Genomic DNA, 19,344 nt, shown 5'->3' on the forward strand with positions numbered 1-19,344 from the left:
TACTGTGTATTTATCCAGATAATAGCACCACCACCCCAACAGATCAGCCTCTTATGTTATTGCTGTTGCCACTGGATTTGTTCATTACGCAACGATCCAATCTTCTCGTTGAAGCGCTGCTCCACTACATGACGCTTGATTTTTAGCGTGGGCGTCATCACATCATTCTCAACCGTCCACGGCTCTGCAATCAACAGCGCTCCGCCTAACGTAGCATGACTTTCCATCAAGACATTTATCTCGGTCATAGTGTCCGTGAGAGATTGCTCGACCTCTGTTTTGGGCAGTAACTTCGCTCCTTCGGTTAACTGAACAACTGCAGCAGGGTAGGGTTGTCCCGAACCAATAACACACACTAATTCGATATGCGGGTTCTGCGATAACTTACGTTCAATCGGCACTGGGCAGACAAACTTCCCTTTGGCGGTTTTGAAGTTATCTTTGATACGCCCAGTGATGCTGACGTAGCCATCGTCGTCGATTTGAGCCTGATCGCCGGTTTTAAAGTAGCCATCGGCATCGAATACTTCCGCCGTTGCTGCGTCATTATTGTAGTAACCGTCGATCAATGAAGGGCTTTTGAACAGCAGTTCGTTGTTGTCGCCTAGCTTTACTTCACAGTTGAGGGGAACGCGGCCGACGGTGCCCAGTTTGTCGAATCGATATGGGGTGTTCATGGTACCCAGACCTGCGGTTTCGGTCATACCCCAAGCTTCAGCGATATCCATGCCAATACGGCGATACCACTGCAGTAACGATGGTGACACTGGCGCTGAGCCGCAACCAAGCATCCGGGCACTATCGAGCCCAAGCTGCTTGCGGATCTTCGCTGCAACCAACTTATTGATGAGAGGCAAGCTCAGCAACAAGTTGAGCTTTGAATGACCCACCTTATCGATGATGTTTTGTCGGAATAGCGTCCACAGCCGTGGTACTGATAGGAATAGGGTTGGCGCGGCTACTTTGACGTCATCGACAAAGGTTTGCAGGTTCTCAAGGAAATAGACAGTAGCACCAGAGGCGATAGCTGAACCTTCGACGTAGGTTCGTTCGGTAATGTGTGCTAGCGGCAGGTAGCTGATTACGCGATCATCAGGGTTAGCATTAAGCTCATTCTGAATGATATCGGCGGCGTAGGAGTATGCGCCGTAACTCAGCAGTGCACCTTTGGGATTGCCGGTGCTGCCCGAGGTGTAGATTAACGTCATGATCTGCTCAGGTTGAGCTAATTCGATCTCAATGGGCTCGGCCATTGTAAGCAGTCGTTGCCAGTCGTATTGGGTATGCAGCGATTGATAGTTCATGCCAAAACGGAGCAAGGTGTCAGCAATGGCACCATTGATTGCTTCGGGGTTATCGAGCTTACCAATGAAAACCGCTTTGGCACCGGAGTGGTTGAGCACATAGCGGACGGTGTCTTCGCTGGCGGTTGGGTAGATTGGCACACTGATGAAACCACCGGCTTGCAGAGCTAAATCGGTAATGAACCACTCCGCGCAGTTCTTGGATAGGATGGCTACCTTATCACCTGGCTGGAGGCCGAGATGGCGCAGTGCGCCGGCCAGAGCCGTTACTTGTTTTAAAGCTTCTGTCCAGGTGGTGTCGTGCAGTTTACGCTCACGCGGTTGGCGCAACCAGATGGTGCTTCCTTGCTGTTGCTCCCAGTGAATTAGGTGCTCTAGTGGCAGTTTCGGTTTTATGCTCATCGTGTTATCCATTCCTGAGGTTGCTTGTAGGCACTTCACTGTGCTCTTTAATTTGTTGTCGTGATTCGGTGCACAGAACTTACACCAATGGACACCCTTTTTTCATTTTTGCCTGATTATTGTTTCTTTGGAAACAAAAAAGCGACCTTGAGGTCGCTACATTAGAACTTATTGATTTAGGTCAAATAATGGTTTTAAAAACAGCACAGCGTGTTCTGATTATAAAACATATCAGTAAATACAATAGTTTAAGTCAATTTCGAATCTAATTCAGCACTGAGGGTAATGCTATTCATCGTCCAAGTGTTGCCACGCTTCTTTGCTCATCTGCACCTGTTGCCACCAAGCATCATCCGCTTCAATCTCGCCTAATTTATTTACTTTAGGGTACGGCATCTGTTTCTGTCGGCAGATTTGGGCAAAGATCGGGTGGCCACCTTCAAACAGGATCCGCTGACATTTTTGCTCATCGATCTTACGGCTACCATACATACCGGCTTCGCTGCGTTGTCGTTGAGCTTCATACAAGATAAGGGCAGCGGCAACGGAAACGTTAAGGGATTGCACCATGCCAACCATCGGCACCACCACTTCATGGTCAGCTAATGCAACGGCTTCTGCAGTGATGCCGTCACGCTCGTTGCCCATCATCAATACGGTTGGTTTGCTGTAATCGACCTGTCGGTAATCCTTGGCGGTAGCGGATAGGTTGGTTACCACCACTTGCATTCCTTGGGCGCGGAAGTTAGCAATGGCTTCCGCAGTTGATGGGTGTTTATGGATATCCACCCATTGACCGGATCCAGAGGCTTTGTGGTTGGAAATGCGGCCAGCGTCGGCAGCCCAAATCGCATGCACATCACCAATCCCAACGGCATCGGCGGTACGGATTACCGCTGATAAGTTATGGGGTTTATGGATATTTTCAAGGCAGATAGTGAGGTCGATCTGACGGTTATCGAGCATCGCGTTAATGCGGGCTAAACGTTCTGGGCTCATTGAGGCTTTCTCCTACAACAACGGGGGCCTAAGCCCCCGTTTCTTTCAAACTGGATTAGTGGTGTTACAACACCATCACACCGTCCATCTCTACCAATACGTCTTTTGGTAGCTGCTTGACGCCAATAGCAGCGCGAGCAGGGTAAGGCTGCTGGAAGTACTGTGCCATCACTTCGTTAACCTTGGCAAAGTTAGCTAGGTCGAGCATGTAGATTTGCAGTTTTACCACATCTTGCAAAGAGCCACCGGCGGCTTCGCAAACTGCTTTTAGGTTTTCAAACACTTGTACTACTTGGCTATCAAAGTCTTCGCCGCACTTTTCCATGGTCTTAGGATCCAGCGGGATCTGACCGGATAAATAAACGGTGTTATCAACTCGAACTGCTTGAGAGTACGTACCGATGGCCGCTGGGGCGTTCTCGGTGGCGATGATCACTTTTTCTGCCATGTGGCTTCCTTTAGTTTCGGCTGCGAGCGGCTTTAATGACATCTGGCATCACCCGGATCTTACGCAACACATTCGCCAAATGAACCCGGCTGGTTACGGTAAGGGTCATGGTGATCAGATAGGTTCGGCCATCTCGATCTTCAGTATTAAGGTGTTGGATGTTCGCTTTCGCGCTGGCAACGACCGAGGTTAGCTTAGCAAGCACGCCTTGGTGGTTTACAATCTCAACCCGCAATTCCGTAAGGTATTCGGTATCTGCCCCGTCCGTCCACTGCACCGGTAGGAATTTCTCCGGTTCACTTTCCAAGTTTTTGGCTATATTACGGCAGGTGTCAATATGGACCACCAAGCCTTTGCCTGGGCTGACGTGGGCAACAACGTCATCGCCCTCGATAGGTCGACAACATTTGGCAAAGGTAACCAGCATGCCATCAGCGCCTTTGATCGGTAGCTTATCTTTGCTGCTGGTTGGCAGCTCAAACTCATCGCGCAGACGTTGTGCTACGACCAAGCTCATGATGTCGCCAAGACCAATCGCAGAAAGTAAATCGTCGAGTGTATTGAAGTTCGACTCTTCAATCAGTTGATTGAGCCGCTCCTGATCGATCTCCTCTAAACGCACGTCACCAAGAGCATGGTTGAGCAGACGTCGACCCAAGGTAACCGATTCGGTTTGAGCTACGTTCTTTAGCACTTGACGGATCTTGGCACGAGCCTTACCGGTAACGGCAAAATTGAGCCAAGCGGCATTCGGGCGAGCACCCGGTGCGGTAATAATTTCGACGGTTTGGCCTGAGATCAACGGCTTCGATAATGGGTAGGCTTGGCGGTTAACTCGTGCACCGACACATTCGTTGCCAACATCGGTATGAACCGCGTAAGCAAAATCGACCGCCGTGGCCCCGGTTGGTAGTTCTAGAATTCGGCCTTTAGGGCTAAATACGTAGATCTCGTCCGGGAACATGTCGTTCTTTACACTCTCGATAAACTCAAATGAATTACCGGCACTTTGTTGCAACTCCAGCAGCGTCTGCATCCATTTTCTGGCGCGGATCTGGGTGGTGGTTGCAGTAACGGCATTGGAATCATCATCGTCTTTGTAGAGCCAGTGCGCAGCGACACCGCGATCTGCCATCTGATCCATATCTTCAGTACGGATCTGGATCTCAACCGGTAACTGGTGGGGACCAAATAGTGAGGTATGCAGACTTTGGTAGCCATTGGCTTTGGGAATAGCAATGTAATCTTTGAAGCGGCCTGGACGTGGTTTATATAGGGTGTGCATGGCGCCTAAGACACGATAACAGGTATCGATGTTCTTCACCGTAATACGGAAAGCGTAGATATCCATGACCTGTTGGAACTGGATCTCCTTGTTCACCATCTTGTTGTAGATGGAGAATAAGTTTTTTTCTCGCCCTTGCACGGTCGCAGGGATGTTGGCGTCTTCGAGGCGGCCTTGAATGGCGGTCTCGATGCTATGCATCAACTCTTTGCGATTACCACGGGCAGCGGCAACCACGCTCTTAAGAACGCGATAACGCATTGGATAAAGCGCACGGAAACCGAGATCTTCCAGTTCGTTTTTAACGTTGTGGATACCAAGGCGGTTAGCCAGTGGTACATAGATTTCGAGGGTTTCGCGGGCGATTCGGCGCATTTTGTCTGGGCGGAGAGAGCCCAAGGTGCGCATGTTGTGGGTGCGGTCGGCGAGTTTGATCAAGATAACCCGAATGTCCTGCACCATGGCCATAACCATTTTGCGGAAGTTTTCGGCTTGAGCTTCTTCGCGATCGCGGAATTTGAGTTTGTCGAGTTTGGATACGCCTTCCACTAACTCAGCAACATCTTCACCGAACAGCTCGGCCAGATCTTCCTTGGTAGTCGGTGTATCTTCGATGACATCGTGTAGCAGCGCCGCCATCAACGTTTCGTGGTCTAAACGCATTTCACCCAGTATACGGGCAACCGCAACTGGGTGAGTGATGTAGGGATCGCCACTGGAGCGCATCTGCCCATCGTGGGCATCCCGAGCAGTGATGTAAGCTTGGGTAAGCTGCTCCACCTGCTCCGGATTAAGATAACTGGCAGCCAGTTCCTTTAAGCTTTCAAACAGGTACAACGGCGACCTCCCAAAATTACAGGGTGCGACCCTCTGCAATTGCAGCTACAGCAGCCAATTCGGCGGCTTCTTTTTCGCGCTCAGCTTGACGTTCTTGGTCATCCAGAGTGCTAGAGGTGATCAAGCCTTGCTCGATTTCACGCAGCGCCACGACGGTGGACTTGTCGTTTTCCTCGTCAACCAGCGCTTCTTTGCCTTGTACAGACAGTTGGCGGGCGCGACGAGCAGCGACCAGGATCAGGTCAAAACGGTTGCCGATTTGTTCTACGGCGTCTTCTACAGTAACCCGTGCCATTACGAGGAACTCCTGTGTCTAAAAAACGATTTAAAAAATGACGCAAAAGTGTACATGAAAAGCGTTATTGCGACAATAACCCTGCAAGCATAACACTGTGCGCTTCTGCCTGCCTAGACAAGCGGTTACGTTGAGTTTTAACGATGGCCTGCAACTGGGCGAGCGAATCATCAAAATTATCATTTACGATGAGGTAGTCAAACTCATCGTAATGGGACATTTCAGCAACGGCTTCCGCCATCCGATCGGCAATCACTTCGGCACTGTCTTGGCCGCGACTGTTGAGTCGGCGTTCAAGCTCTTGTCGTGACGGCGGCAAGATAAACACTCCAAGGGCATCAGGGATCTGCGCTTTGACTTGGCGAGCGCCCTGCCAATCGATATCGAGAAATACGTCGATACCGTTTTGTAAGGTCTGCTCGATGGTAACTTTAGAAGTACCATAGAAATTGCCAAACACTTCAGCGTATTCGAAGAAGTGCCCTTGGTTAATCTGATCTTTAAACTGCTCTACCGTAATAAAGTGGTAGTGCACGCCATCCTCTTCACCGGGACGCGGTAAACGGGTGGTGTGTGATACCGAAACCTGCATGTCGGCCGGTTCATCTTGCAGTAGTGCACTGATTAAAGAGGATTTTCCTGCACCACTTGGGGCAGCGAGAATAAACAGATTGCCACGACGAGCCATGGTGAATGCGATCCTGACGTTATTGGCTCAACTACAAGCCGTACTAAGTCCCATTCCAAGCGCAAAAGGCGTGGAATAAAATAAAGCGGGCAACTCTACCACGCAGCAGCGATTTGACCAACTTTTGCAAAAAATTCGTGCCAACACAATTGTTCATTATAGGTCGCTGGTTCGCCCCTATGTTGGCTTTGGTGGAGCGAATGCCGTTCGTGAGCTGGCGAGCTAAAAAATCGATAACTGTGATTGATATTGTCTTATTGGCATTGAGCTCAAACAGAGGTATTCTCAAATTGTCGAAACAAGATTAGGTAACACGTCAGCAGCGGGCTCGTAAGAGCAACTTAATCGAGTCTAGACTCATCATCCTCCGTAAAAAAATATCAGCCAATTGGCTGATATTTTTTTGTCTGTTTTTTATGACTTAAGCTGATGGTGCTGGCACCAGCCGTGGCGGTGTTTCGCCGTTATCCAGCTCTAAGTGGGCTTTCTCTACTAGCTCAGCCGGTAGCTCCTTCTGCACTGAAACCCCAAGATCTTTGAATTCCGACGCCTGTTTAATCAGGTTGCCGCGACCGTGGTACAGTTGCCCTAATGCTTTGTCGTAGCTGCTTTTAGCGTTATCCATCTGCTTGCCTACCGCCTCCATTGAGGTCAAAAATAGCCGCAGCTTGTCGTAAAACTTTTCTGCTCGGTTAGCCAACTCGGCGGTGTGTTTATTTTGATCTTCAAAGCGCCATAACTGGCGGACGATGTTAAGGCTGGTTAGCAGGGTGGTTGGAGTAGCCACTAAGATATTTTGTTCTAACGCGCGTTGGAACAGGGTTTCATCGGCCTTCAATGCTTCAACGTAGGCAGACTCGATTGGGATAAACATAATGACCACTTCCGGCGAGTTTAGCCCGGGTAGCTTGTCGTAGTTCTTGCTGGCGAGTTCGTTGATGCGCTCTTGCACCGCTATGGTGTGCTGCTTTATGGCGCCGGCGCGTTCCAGTTCATCGTTGGCGTTAACAAAGCGGGTATAGGCATTGAGCGAGGTTTTAGCATCGATAACTAAGTGCTTACCGTGGGGCAGATACACCACAGCGTCGGGGCGCAAGCGGCCATCTTCGGTATTGAAACTTTGCTCACGCTGATAATCGCTACCAAGACGGAGACCGGCATTATCCAATACGTTTTCGAGCATCAGTTCGCCCCAGTTGCCCTGTATCTTTTTCTGTCCTTGCAGGGCATTGGTGAGGCGATCTGCCTGTTCATTGATGGCTTGATTGAGGCTTTGCAGGTTCTCTAGCTCGGTACGCAATTTTGTCCGTTGCTCGGTTTCTTGGGTATGGATTGTTTCCACCTTCTCTTTGAAGCCTTTTAGCTCGGCGTGAATAGGTGAAAGTATGTTGGCCATGCTCTCCTTGTTCATCAGGCTAAACGCTTGGCCCTTTTTATCGAGGACTTCATTGGCCAATTGCTCGAACTGTTTGCTGAGCTCGGCTTTGCTTTGCTCAAGCAATTTCATTTGCTCAGCGAAGTGCAGCTGCTTTTCTTGCAGCGAGGTTTTGATCTCTTGATTTTCGGTGGTTAATGCCAGTTGCTCAATCTGTGCCTGCTCCAACTTGATTCGGGCTTGGGTTAACTCTGCTTTTAACTCTTGCTCGCGCTGTTGAGCACTGTTTGCTTGGGTGCGGAAACTGGTTTGTTTCTCTTCAAGCGCGGTTTGTGCCTGCTGTAGCTGAGTCTTTAACTCAACATTGGCTTCGCTACTGGCGGTGTTGCTGCGCTGCAGCTGTTCCGCCTGTTGATGGCTGCTCAACAAATTGTTTTTAGCATGGTTAAGTTCAGCGTCGGCGGTGGCAAATAGGGTTTTTAATCGAACCAACTCAGTGCGCAGATCCTCATATTTTTGCTCTATGCCATTTAACCGAGCATGCTCCTTTTGCAGCATAAAATACTGTTGGCTGAGCTTATTTTCATGCGTCTGTTGCTGCTGCAACTCTTGTTGATGTTGGGTCAGTTGTTGCTGTAATGACGATAATGAACGTCGCCCCAAACCATAGCCCACAGCCGCAACGACCAAGCCGATGCCGGAGAGTAAAAGTTTGATTTCAACCGGGATGGTCAGTAGTGCAGAAATATCCATTTGCGCAGGGTTCTCGATCATAGGGGGTGAGCAGGTTATAGCTGAACCATAACGAATATAGACTGGGGTTCCAATTGTGATGATTCGTAAAAGCGTATTTGGTTCAGACTGTTACTTCTTTTATGTCGGCCAAGTAACATTTATCTATATGCAATCACAATTCGATTGGGGGCATCTCGATAACTTTTAGGCGCTGGCAAAATCTTCCACCTTGATCAACCTGCGAAGCGAATCAACATGCGACACTGCTGAGCTACCCCCTAGATTGATTATGTCTTTTGTTAAGGAAAACTTATGCCTCGCCCGATTATTGTTGATTGCGACCCAGGCCATGATGACGCAATTGCGTTAATTCTTGCCATGGCAAGCCCAGAGCTAAAGCCGCTGGCGGTTACCACCAGTGCTGGTAATCAAACCCCAGATAAGACGCTCAATAATGCACTGCGCATACTAACGTTGCTTGGACGCAGTGATGTTGCCGTTGCTGGTGGGGCGATTAAGCCGTTGGCGCGAGAGCTTATAATTGCAGATAACGTACATGGCGAGACCGGGTTAGACGGCCCAGCATTGCCACAACCGAGCTTTGCGCCGCAACCGCTAACTGCGGTTGAGTTGATGGCAGCGAAGATCCGCCAATCTGCACAGCCGGTTACGCTTGTGCCAACTGGGCCGCTCACCAACATCGCGCTATTGTTGGCTAGCCACCCTGAATTGCACCAAAACATTGAGCGAATTGTGTTGATGGGAGGAGCGGCGACGTTGGGTAATTGGACCCCAGCAGCGGAGTTTAATATCTACGTTGATCCTGAAGCGGCCGAGGTGGTGTTTAAGGCCGGTATTCCAATCACCATGTGTGGTTTAGAGGTGACTCATCAAGCGCAGATCATGGATGAAGATATTGACCGGATCCGTGCTATCAATAATCCGGTAGCCCAAGTAACCGCGGAGCTGTTGGACTTCTTTATGATCTACCACCGAGATCCGAAATGGGGCTTTACCGGTGCGCCGCTGCATGACCCTTGCACCATTGCTTGGCTGTTAGCCCCAGAGCTGTTTGAAACCGTTGATTGCTGGGTTGGCATTGAAACCAAAGGTGAACATACCCAAGGGATGACGGTAGTGGATCGCTATCAATTAACCGGTAAACCAGCCAACGCCACGGTGGCGTTAGGGCTAGACCGACAAGGCTTTGTTGATCTGTTGGTTGAGCGCCTGCGCTTCTACGGTTGAGGTAGTAGAGATAACAAGCAAAAAGCCGCTCGAGTGAGCGGCTTTATAGTGTATTGCGTGGCTTATACGATGGCGTAACGTCGCTTCATCCGCAGTGCTACATTAACCAATGCAATCAGGACTGGCACTTCAATCAGTGGGCCAATTACACCGGCAAAGGCTTGATCGGAGTTGATGCCAAACACGGCGATAGATACGGCGATTGCTAGCTCAAAGTTGTTACCGGTAGCGGTGTAGGCGATGGAAGCGTTCTTATCGTAGGGAATGCCCATCTTCTTACCCACCATAAAGCTGGCGAAGAACATCAGTACAAAGTAGATAGCCAGTGGAATGGCTATCTGGAAGACGTCCATTGGCAGCTCAACAATCATCTCGCCTTTAAGGCTGAACATCAGCACGATGGTTGCCAGCAGGGCAATCAGGGTAATAGGTGAAATACGGGGAATAAACTCGCTGTTGTACCACTGTTCGCCTTTCAGCTTGACCAATATTTCGCGGCTAGCAAAACCCAATAGAAACGGAATACCTAAATAGATGGCAACACTTTGGGCAATCTCGGCCATGGAGATATCAACCACCATGCCCTCGTAGCCAAAGATTGGTGGCAGCACGGTAATAAATAGCCAAGCCATAAAGCTGTAGGTGACAATTTGAAACACACTGTTGATGGCAACCAATGCCGCCCCATATTCCTTGTTACCACCGCCGATGTCGTTCCATACTAATACCATGGCGATGCACCGAGCCAAGCCGATGAGAATGATGCCAACCATGTAACCAGGCTGATCGCCAAGAAAGATCATCGCCAATACAAACATCAAGATAGGGCCAACAACCCAGTTCATTAACAGTGACAGCGTCAGCGCTTGCTTATCTTTGGTGACTTCACCCAGTAGGTGGTAGTTCACCTTAGCCAGTGGCGGGTACATCATTAAAATTAAACCGATAGCCAATGGAATGTTGGTGCTACCAACTGACATCGATTCGTTCCACTGTTCGACCTGTGGAAATGCTACGCCGATGGCAACGCCAACGGCCATTGCCACGAAGATCCAGACGGTGAGATAGCGATCGAGAAAGCCAAGCTTGGGCTGTGTTGCTTCAAAGTTCATAATTATAATCTTCGTTTATCGTCGAAAGGCGATTGTTTTGGCGTTAGTTGTACCGTGTGATAGCACTAACGGCTAGGACTTAGTCAACAATTGCGCTGAAAAGGTTGGAAAATTCTTCTAATTTGTTGCGATTTACTCGGTAGCACATCCGTGGCGGGATCGGCTCGGCGCTAATCAGCTCCGCTTGTTTCAAGATGCGCAGATGCTCTGACACGGTTGACTGTGCCAAACCGAGTTGGGAGACCAAATCGCTGTTAAGGCAACCATTAAGATTGTCCAGAGTGAGCAAAATCTTGATGATTCTGACTCGAGCTGGGTGCGACAGTGCCTTAGCTAAAGCGGCAAACTTCTGCTCGTTGGCCAACTGCTGCGCTGACGCTGAAAAGGCTGTGACATTTACTGTTGTACAAGAAGTTGTCATCACACTGCACTATAGTTAATCGTCGAATTACGATTATGATAATTCGACGATGGCTATACACGCAAGCTTTTATTGTTACTGAGCTAGGTAGCCACGTTCGATGTGGTTGGCTGATTGTTACTTAACGGCGGGAAGGTGCTGCCACCATTACTGTCATCAAGGTTATTAAATAAATGGGCTGTGTACCAATTAAGTGTTGCTCTTTCCAAGGCTGTTAAAGCGCTAGCTTGGCGAGTCGCGATACAAGGATAAAGCACTACCGCTATTGATCTTCTGCCGCATTGGAGCAGTTCAGCGAAGCGTTTTGGACTGCGACCTAAGGCAAAGGGGGATTCCAAAGGGGGCGAAGCTCCCCGCTAATGCATACAAGAATGTGCCGTCGCCACCGCGACATAGTCCCCTAAAAGCACCGAAATCGGTGAAGCCGAAGGCTTAAGATAAACTTCAACAGCTAACTACGACACAGCCAATAAATGGGGCTACGATGTCGTAACCCCACTGGTAACACTGGCGATTAGAGCGTTAGCAATTATTCGATATTCTGAATTTGCTGGTCAAATCTAGCCGTCGCAACTCAATAAATGTTCGCGATCTCGCCCTAAGCTTTGCCCCAGCAGGGTTGAGTATTTTTATATAATTAGCATTTGGTGGGAAAGGTGAATTAACTGTGATGTATTCTTAGCACCTAGAGTTAGCTTTGCCTTTTCCACGTGATAATCAATCCCTCGTGAAGTCATAAAGTGGGTTTCGGATAACTGCTTGCGGGAAAGACCATTGGCAATATCGCGGATAATACCTACCGTGGCAGGTTTTAGTAATTGATAGTCTTCCAAAGGGCTTGCCAATAGTCGCTGTGATGCGATGTTGATGGCTAAGATCTGAAGATCTTTTTCTATTGAATTAATGTGGCTGAGTATTGAGGCTTCATCTTGACAAAAACCAAGTTCGAAAAATAGGTTGCAACCGGCTTTAACGTGGGGAAAGCCGGGAAGTTCGAAGGATAAGGTGATCTGCTTTTCATACTCTCGATATGGCTGCGCATATCCATGGAATGACGTTGCTTCTGGACTCCACACATAACGCTCGCGCTCTACCGACCTCATTAAATCATGGTCTAACTTGGTTAATTCAGAACGAACTCGGTGCATAAACCGCTCTAGCTCAGGGCTGGTGTAAAGCAGTGATTTTCGGTTTTTGATCCCTTTCAACCATCCTTTACCTAGCCAGAATTCCGGCTCAGAGAAGTCGAGTAAAAAAGCAGCATCACAAGCTCCAGCTCTTTGAATTATGGTATTTAATTGGTCTTGATAAGTAGCCAAAAGAGGGCTGGTCGCATTCATGCTCATGTGTGTCTCATCCATGTGCCATCGCTGTATTGAGGCTTGGTAACTCGATGTTCATTGGTGAATGGTAGCAATTCTCGAGCTTTCAACTGGGGCGCAGTTCATAAAAATCAATATGGTTCGTAAAGTCATAGTACTTGTTGGTTTTCTAATGTACGTAGTGGCAAGTAACGCCGCTTTGAAGCAGCGCTAAGTCTTGAATTATATCGGCAGTCTGTGTGAATTTTCACCGTAACTCGGCGTAGGTTTCGCCATACCTTCGTTATTGCACTTATTTTTGTGTAATTTGTGAGGTAATGATGAAGCTAAAATATCTACCGCTATTGATCGGCGCGGTATTAATCACCGGCTGTGGTAGTGATAATTCTAATGAAGATGTTACTCAACCGGTTATCACGCCACCAGCGGAGCAACTGCCACAAACGGGCTCCGAAGTATTCGATAATGTGTGGGGGCCGGATGTGCAGTTCGAGCTCAACACCCCGATTTACGTCTATCTAGAAACCAATACTCGTGAAGACATGCTGCAGCAGTTCCAAGGCGGCACGCCACCTAATGCAATTCAGCTTGATCCCGCTCATATTCGCGAATTACTGCCAACCTTGTGGACGGCGGAAGAATTTGAGCAACGGGTGTTTAATGACAACCAGATCAACTTTGCTGATGTGCTGTTGTACATGGGGGCCACACGGGATGATTTTCATGTGGACTATCAGTGGGGAGAAGACATCGCCACCTACCGTTATTGGGTGTCTTATGACAAGAACGGTGACGGCGATTTTGATGACGAAGGCGATTACAAAGCCGACCCAGATTGGTATGCCAGTTACATGATTAACTTCGGTGAGTTTCGCCGAGAGGTGATGTATGACTCTCGCGGTGAAGCGCTGTATATGCGTTTGGACCTAGCGCATATTCAACCCGATTCCGGGGTGTTGTTGCGACCTAATAGTGCGGCGATGACCAAACGTCGAGAAGCTATCCATAAAGAGGAAGCGACGCGTCGCCATGAGGCTGAGGCGCAATACGGGGCTAACACCGTGGTTTTCCCAAGGGTTGAGGTAACCCCCATAGGTCAGGAGATGATGGTGTTTGAGGACGTCGTTGCCACTCCGCATAACTTGCGTCCGGACATCTATAAAAAGGATAAGGTAATCACTCTCGCCGATGTGCTGCTAAGCATGGATGCTCAAGGACTGATCGATATTGGTTACACCTTCTGGGGGCGTTTGGCGACGGACGTTGATGTACAGCATTTCTATTTGAACGAGGTCAATGGGCAAAAAGCCTACGGCTCGGTTGGGTATACGTTTAATACTCGAACCAGTTGGTCTGCCAATGACTTTAACGCTAAGTACATTACTGCAATGGTCACGCTTGGTGCTGGCACCAAGCCCTCATACTGCGACTGGACCGGGCAGGATGACCCTTACGGCCAAAAGGATGCGAACGGGAATCCGTTACAAGTGCCTGATGGCAAATTGGATTTGGACAACCCTGAGTGTAACCCTGAGCTAACCGGGGTTGATATCGATATCTCCGACTGGTTTGTGGACAAAGAATCTCACATCTTTACCGATGTATGGGTGGTGAACTACCCCGGTGATTCGTTTGAGGTGTTCAACACAGATATGTACGGCTTGTATGCCGAAAATGACTCCAAACGAGTGGGCGGAGACGAGAAGTTCCCTATCCATGACATCAATGAGGCTAAGAAGCCTCTTACCGAGACTCATTTTGGCTGGGGAATTGCCGACTGTGGTAATTGTCACTCGTTGCAAGGCATCCACTCTGATGGCGATATGGGAACCCTAGGTGTTAATCCAACCCCAATCTACATCCGAGATGACGTCACCAGCTACACCGTTGATGACAACTCTCAGTTAGTGGTCGCGCCTTATCAGTGTGCGCAGTGTCATGGTAGTAATGGTGCACCTGAAGGTCATGGAGAAATCGCTCGCTGTTTCTGGTGTCACTCTGAAGACGTGGTGCCGCCAAACCATGGTCCAATTTCGGTGCACACCACCTATGGTGAGATTGCATCCGAAGCGCAGCCTGGAGGCAACGACCCGATGTTGTTCATTGGTGCCGCCGAGTCGATTGATGTGCCGACCACGGATGCCGATGCGGTTGCCGAGTTGGAAAGGGAGCTTCAGGCAAAGTATTTCTATCTTCCGTATGCTGAGAACATTCGCTTCGATATGTTGGCTCCGCACGAAGGCGTGTCTTGGCAAGGGAACTGGGGTTTCTACCCTGATGAGATGAAGGTGCGCACTAACAGCGATTGGTTTACCGATGCGCAGTATCCGGATCCGTACTCCTGTATGACCTGTCACCCGAACAAAGACTAACTAACCGTTTTATATTTCTTAATCTAAGGCCTGCTGCGGCAACGTAGCAGGCCTTTTTGTGTCCGTATTTTGTGCTTGTTAACTGCGACATCGGAAGCTCAGAGTTCGCTGATGTTCGAAGGCACCACGGACAGCCAGCTACGTATACCGCTAGGTGGTGCTATCTAGCTATCCATTCGTTGAAGAGGGGGCAAGAGCGAAACGGTGGTGATCTAATCCATCGTGAGCAGGTAAAAGCCCGTGGGAGCAAAAGCGGTGGTGGAATGAGACGTTGGCTCGTAGAGAGGCTAGGGAAGCACTCGATTTGCGGGTACAAAAAAACGGCCATCCGAGTTCACGGGTGGCCGTTAATTAGTTAGAGCCTTGCGAGATTAATAGCCTTGGTGATGGCTATCGGAAGTCGGCACCATTACCTCATTGGGGTGGCAGGTTAGGCAAGAGTATGGGTCAGGGAAGTCCGCACTCTGGGACCAGTCTGAGTTCACTGGGAACATGCGGTCGCTACTGTATTCAATGACATTATCGGCTTTATCGGTGGGCTTCATCATCATTGTGGCGGCGTTGGCGCATGGCGTGGATTGGCTCGAATTCTGCCAGCACTCTACCTCCTCGGCTGAAACCCTAAGGCTTGCGGCACCATGCTGTTTGGGCGCGTATTCCTTAGTGTGACACCAATGGCAACGCGACATTTCACCATGGCCTTGTGGTGCTCCATTGCTGCCGTGACAGGAGGCGCAGTAGTAGGGGCGAGTGGTGTCGCTCAACGCCGGTGAGTCGCCGGTGACGTGAGTATTTTCTTGGCTGTGGCATACAGCGCAGTCGGCGATCCCCCAACCAAAGTGACTGTCGTCCATCGGTTTTACGGCTTGGCTGATGTCATACCAAGGTAGTTGGCCATCGTCCCAGAAGAACTCCGGAGTATGCCAAAGCGTATTTTGATAATCCCACTTAAAACTGATGACTTCTGGTGGATTATCAATCACCCAATTGTCCGGCATGATGTGGACGAAGTTGCCGCCAAAGCTCTGGGCAAAGTCTTCCTTACACGCGCGAGCCTTCTTTTCGTCAAGCTTGCCTAGCCAGGGGCAGAAACTGCCCTCAGGCGCAGCCGTGATGTCGGCAATGCTCATGTAGTTCATGGAAGCGTTGAAGTCGCCGCTCTTGAAGCCCGCTATTTGGTCTGCGGTGGCTTCGCCATTTGGGCTGCCATCAACAAACATCAACCAGCCCCAATAGCCGTGAGCCACTTGGTTGTTGACCCGCGACAACGCATAGGAGTAGATCGGAGCATCGTTGGTGGTAACAGGCCACCAGGTTAGGCCGACGTCCATATCCATATCTTCTGCCAGAGTCATCAAGGCATCGGCGATGGTGGTAACGCCATCTTGATAGGTGTCGGGACGCAGGTTGTAGTTATTGACCTCAACGTTAGTGGCAATAGTGACGTAGCCGCGACCATCAAGGAAGTCGACCTCAATCCTTGGTACGATAACCTTACCGCCTGCAGCCTCACGGCGTTCTACTTCTGCCCGCTGCACATATTGGCGGCGCTCGGTCATGTATTTACTGTAGGGACGTAAACGGAAGTTCTGGTCCACCTGTACCGGCATGGTATCGGCGCGATTGTAATAGGCTTCCATTGGGGCGTCGTTGACGTCACGCAGGAACTCGCCGTTGGAGTAGTGGTTGGCTGGCCACCAATCGGGGCTTTGGAAGTTTTCACTGCCATCATCGACGGAGAATTTGCCATCTCGGTTGTAGTCGTAAGAGACAGTGAATTCATAGGTGTCCAATTGCGGGTTAAATTCACCTAGGGTCACCTCAAGATCTTCGCGCGTTTTACCGAGATAAAGCGCCATGTCTAGTAGTGAAAATTGACCATCAGCCATAATATCTGGGCGAATGCTCTTGCCAAGCACTCGAGCCAAATCCGCGGTTTCTACCTGGTATTTTTGATAATCGAATTCGGTCTCTTTGTTTTTGCCATCATCGGTACAAAACGTCGGGTAGTCACTGTCGCAAGGGACCCATTTACCAATCTTGACGGTAATGGAGCCCCCGAGTTGCTGATCTGGAGCTACTGCGATATTGATGCTGTTGTAGTCGTTGAGGTTTTCCTCCGTGGGATCGGGAGTCGGAGTGGGATCTTCGATCACCGGTTCGGGAGTTGGCTGCGGGAGCGCAGTGTTGTCGGAATCATTGCCACAGCCTGCGAGCATTGCGGCAGTGACTATAAGCGCCAAATGGCATTTTTTCATCATCTTTTCCTCCAAGTGGGGATGATTTGTTGCTTTGGTTTGTCGCCTATATTGATGAGGTTTTACAAAGTTAAGCGGTGAAAAAACACGGTAAAGCGCAATTTTTCAAGCAGGTGAGAACGAGATCATCGCTTGAGTTAACTTCGGCTTTATCCAGGTGGCGCAATCACTCGCCGAGGTCGGCGGTGACGACGCGAGTTGCCAGCGTGTCGCCAACTCTAATACCGGCCGTCATCTGTTTGAGTTGGTGCCGGCCCCACTGCAATTCACTTTCTTTCAGTGCCTGTGTCAACAGGCCGCTGACAACTGTTTTTCCTATGCCCACCAAGAGGTCGCCATCGAGGTTCAGCTATTGGACTTCGACGGTGAATGCCTTGCGGTGGCCAAAGCCTAGAGTCTGTTATGGATATCATGAAGCTAATCACTTAGCAGGGACGCCAGATTGAGGGCGACTTCTTTGCACAAATTGATCGCGAGATCGTCAGCCAGCACGGTGGTAACAACTTTACTCCGGCGCAGTGAAACGTGGTGCGTTGGGCCAGCCATTCCAGCGGCGACTTTGAATTTGCCAAGCTGTTTCGTTTCAGCGACCACGCTACCGAACGCGTTATTGAGGCGCTAAAGAACGGTGCCAACATCGTCACCAACGTCAATATGATGTGACCGGCTTAAGTTAGCGTCGTATGCGGCCGTTTGGCGTAACCCCACGCTGCTTAATCAGCGAGCCTAGCGTTATTGACACGGCCAAAGCGAGCGGCCGTACCCGTGCCATCGAAGCTGCCCACCAAGCCGCTGAGCGAGGGTTGCTGGAGGGCGCGCTAACGCACAACGGCCTCCAATCAACCCTCTATGTGGTCGGCATGGGTGACGATGGTTGCCTAAGTCTGACCAGCCACGCGGTGAATGCCGTCAACTGCAGATGCCACTCAAGCCTTGGCTGACGCAGCTGCTAAAGGATACCAAGGGCCAGAACATCACCATCCTCGCCAGTGGTGACCCTCTGTTTTATGGCATCTGCCAGAGTCACAGCGGGGTATCCGCCCCCTTCCAATGCAAGGGCGCGTTGCTTCCCGTTGAGGCTACAGCGAAACTCTCAACTCGCTGAGTTTGATGTCTGTACCCGTAAGTACAGGCAGTTGCCTACTCGCTTCCTTCCGCACTCGCTAGATCGTAAGAAAGCCTTTATCTGCTTGTCGTTCATAAGTCATGCCTAGACGGGTGACTAGATTGGCGCAACTCTCTTTGTGCTGTGCCTAGATATGGTTCTAGTCACTGTTTATTGCCTGGCTGTAGCAATAACTCCCGAACACTTACAAACAGAAAAGCCATCAAAATTGATGGCTTTCAGTTACTTGTTGTAACATTGTGGCGCTGGCGAACATCACTCGATGTTCTGGATCTGCTCACGCATTTGCTCAATCAACACTTTAAGCTCTACTGCTGCGGTGGTGATATCAGCACTGATGGATTTAGAGGCTAGAGTGTTCGCTTCGCGGTTAAACTCTTGCATCATAAAGTCCAAGCGACGGCCACAGGCGCCGCCTTTTTTCAGTACTTTCTTGGTTTCTGCTACGTGAGCATCTAAACGGTCTAGTTCTTCAGCTACATCAAGCTTTTGCGCCAACAAAATCATCTCTTGTTCGATGCGAGCAGGATCAAGGGTTTCCTTTACTTCTGCTAACTTGTCGGTGAGTCGTTGACGTTGCCACGCCATCACTTCTGGCATGCGCTCGCGAACGTAAGCCGCTTGCTCGGTAATGGCTGTTAAGCGCTGTTGGATCATCGCTTCAAGCGCATCGCCTTCAGAGCCACGAGCCGCAAGGAAGTCGTCAACTACTGCGTCAAACTTAACCAGTAGCTGTTTGCTCACCTCGCCCATGTCTTGGCTGCCGCCTTCAAGTACACCAGGCCACTTCATCAGATCAACCAGTTGGATCTGGCCGATGCCAGCCATGGTATGTAGCTGGTGAGCTTTGTCGATGAGCTGCTCAACCAAAGCTTCGTTCATTTGCAGTGTGTCGGTCTTTTGAGCCAACTCAAAACGCAGGTTTACTTCCACTTTACCGCGCGCTAAACGCTTACGCAGACGTTCACGCAATACCGGCTCTAGGCTGCGCAGCTGCTCTGGCAGACGTAGGTAGGTTTCTAGGTAGCGTTGGTTTACGGAACGGATTTCCCATGAGGCGGTGCCCCAATCGGCTTGTAGTTCGCCGCGACCATAGGCGGTCATTGAGTGGATCATA

At 49.9% G+C, this 19,344-nt stretch carries 17 protein-coding genes; 5 read left to right on the top strand and 12 right to left on the bottom strand.

All coding sequences use genetic code 11. The features are described 5' to 3' along the window. Positions 1–56 precede the first annotated feature (56 nt). The 7 genes from HER31_RS16300 to HER31_RS16330 all read right to left on the bottom strand — a co-directional run bounded on the left by HER31_RS16300 (position 57) and on the right by HER31_RS16330 (position 8,386). Entirely contained in the window at positions 57–1,706 is a 1,650-nt protein-coding gene (locus HER31_RS16300; protein ID WP_238786853.1) for an AMP-binding protein, read from the bottom strand. Between the two features lie 288 nt (positions 1,707–1,994). Then, complete coding sequence (gene trmH, locus HER31_RS16305) at positions 1,995–2,705, bottom strand: tRNA (guanosine(18)-2'-O)-methyltransferase TrmH (RefSeq protein ID WP_168662174.1); 711 nt, start codon at positions 2,703–2,705, stop codon at positions 1,995–1,997. A 64-nt stretch (positions 2,706–2,769) separates the two neighbouring features. After that, positions 2,770–3,153, bottom strand: coding sequence for a RidA family protein (locus HER31_RS16310; RefSeq protein WP_168662176.1), 384 nt, complete (start codon positions 3,151–3,153; stop codon positions 2,770–2,772). 10 nt (positions 3,154–3,163) lie between these two features. Then, entirely contained in the window at positions 3,164–5,275 is a 2,112-nt protein-coding gene (gene spoT / locus HER31_RS16315) for a bifunctional GTP diphosphokinase/guanosine-3',5'-bis pyrophosphate 3'-pyrophosphohydrolase (protein ID WP_168662178.1), read from the bottom strand. Positions 5,276–5,291: 16 nt separating this feature from the next. Beyond that, positions 5,292–5,570 (bottom strand): DNA-directed RNA polymerase subunit omega, encoded by a 279-nt coding sequence (gene rpoZ, locus HER31_RS16320; RefSeq protein ID WP_168662180.1) that lies wholly within the window; start codon positions 5,568–5,570, stop codon positions 5,292–5,294. A 64-nt stretch (positions 5,571–5,634) separates the two neighbouring features. Beyond that, a complete protein-coding gene (gene gmk / locus HER31_RS16325) occupies positions 5,635–6,258 on the bottom strand; it encodes a guanylate kinase (protein ID WP_168662182.1) in 624 nt (207 codons plus the stop codon). Between the two features lie 421 nt (positions 6,259–6,679). Then, complete coding sequence (locus HER31_RS16330; RefSeq protein ID WP_238786854.1) at positions 6,680–8,386, bottom strand: DNA recombination protein RmuC; 1,707 nt, start codon at positions 8,384–8,386, stop codon at positions 6,680–6,682. A gap of 294 nt (positions 8,387–8,680) precedes the next feature. Between HER31_RS16330 and rihA the strand changes: the two genes are divergently transcribed. Beyond that, positions 8,681–9,616, top strand: a complete 936-nt coding sequence (gene rihA, locus HER31_RS16335; RefSeq protein ID WP_168662184.1) for a pyrimidine-specific ribonucleoside hydrolase RihA — start codon at positions 8,681–8,683, stop codon at positions 9,614–9,616. Between the two features lie 62 nt (positions 9,617–9,678). Here the strand turns inward: rihA and arsB are convergent, their stop codons facing one another. The 3 genes from arsB to HER31_RS16350 all read right to left on the bottom strand — a co-directional run bounded on the left by arsB (position 9,679) and on the right by HER31_RS16350 (position 12,495). Next, the gene (gene arsB, locus HER31_RS16340) at positions 9,679–10,728 is read right to left on the bottom strand and encodes an ACR3 family arsenite efflux transporter (RefSeq protein ID WP_168662186.1); all 1,050 of its coding nucleotides are present in this window, start codon (positions 10,726–10,728) and stop codon (positions 9,679–9,681) included. Between the two features lie 79 nt (positions 10,729–10,807). Then, complete coding sequence (locus HER31_RS16345; RefSeq protein ID WP_168662188.1) at positions 10,808–11,149, bottom strand: ArsR/SmtB family transcription factor; 342 nt, start codon at positions 11,147–11,149, stop codon at positions 10,808–10,810. Between the two features lie 629 nt (positions 11,150–11,778). Continuing rightward, positions 11,779–12,495 (bottom strand): hypothetical protein, encoded by a 717-nt coding sequence (locus HER31_RS16350; protein ID WP_168662189.1) that lies wholly within the window; start codon positions 12,493–12,495, stop codon positions 11,779–11,781. Between the two features lie 293 nt (positions 12,496–12,788). On the opposite strand from HER31_RS16350, the gene HER31_RS16355 reads away from it, so the two are divergent. Continuing rightward, a complete protein-coding gene (locus HER31_RS16355) occupies positions 12,789–14,843 on the top strand; it encodes a hypothetical protein (RefSeq protein ID WP_168662191.1) in 2,055 nt (684 codons plus the stop codon). Between the two features lie 371 nt (positions 14,844–15,214). Here the strand turns inward: HER31_RS16355 and HER31_RS16360 are convergent, their stop codons facing one another. Beyond that, the gene (locus HER31_RS16360; RefSeq protein WP_168662193.1) at positions 15,215–17,104 is read right to left on the bottom strand and encodes a hypothetical protein; all 1,890 of its coding nucleotides are present in this window, start codon (positions 17,102–17,104) and stop codon (positions 15,215–15,217) included. Positions 17,105–17,258: 154 nt separating this feature from the next. On the opposite strand from HER31_RS16360, the gene HER31_RS16365 reads away from it, so the two are divergent. From HER31_RS16365 to HER31_RS16375, 3 genes are all read left to right on the top strand, one after another. Then, the gene (locus tag HER31_RS16365; RefSeq protein WP_168662195.1) at positions 17,259–17,495 is read left to right on the top strand and encodes a hypothetical protein; all 237 of its coding nucleotides are present in this window, start codon (positions 17,259–17,261) and stop codon (positions 17,493–17,495) included. 134 nt (positions 17,496–17,629) lie between these two features. Next, positions 17,630–17,764 carry a precorrin-8X methylmutase gene (locus HER31_RS16370; protein WP_168662197.1) on the top strand — a complete coding sequence of 45 codons (135 nt, stop codon included), beginning with the start codon at positions 17,630–17,632 and terminating at the stop codon, positions 17,762–17,764. Positions 17,765–17,784: 20 nt separating this feature from the next. Further along, the gene (locus HER31_RS16375) at positions 17,785–18,042 is read left to right on the top strand and encodes a hypothetical protein (RefSeq protein ID WP_168662199.1); all 258 of its coding nucleotides are present in this window, start codon (positions 17,785–17,787) and stop codon (positions 18,040–18,042) included. A 440-nt stretch (positions 18,043–18,482) separates the two neighbouring features. On the opposite strand, the gene HER31_RS16380 is transcribed toward HER31_RS16375, so the two are convergent. After that, positions 18,483–19,343: a YicC/YloC family endoribonuclease gene (locus HER31_RS16380; protein WP_168662201.1), complete on the bottom strand. Its 861-nt coding sequence runs from the start codon at positions 19,341–19,343 to the stop codon at positions 18,483–18,485. Position 19,344: the final 1 nt, after the last annotated feature.

The sequence above is a fragment of the Ferrimonas lipolytica genome, from assembly GCF_012295575.1.
GTDB classification, from domain to species: Bacteria; Pseudomonadota; Gammaproteobacteria; order Enterobacterales; family Shewanellaceae; genus Ferrimonas; species Ferrimonas lipolytica.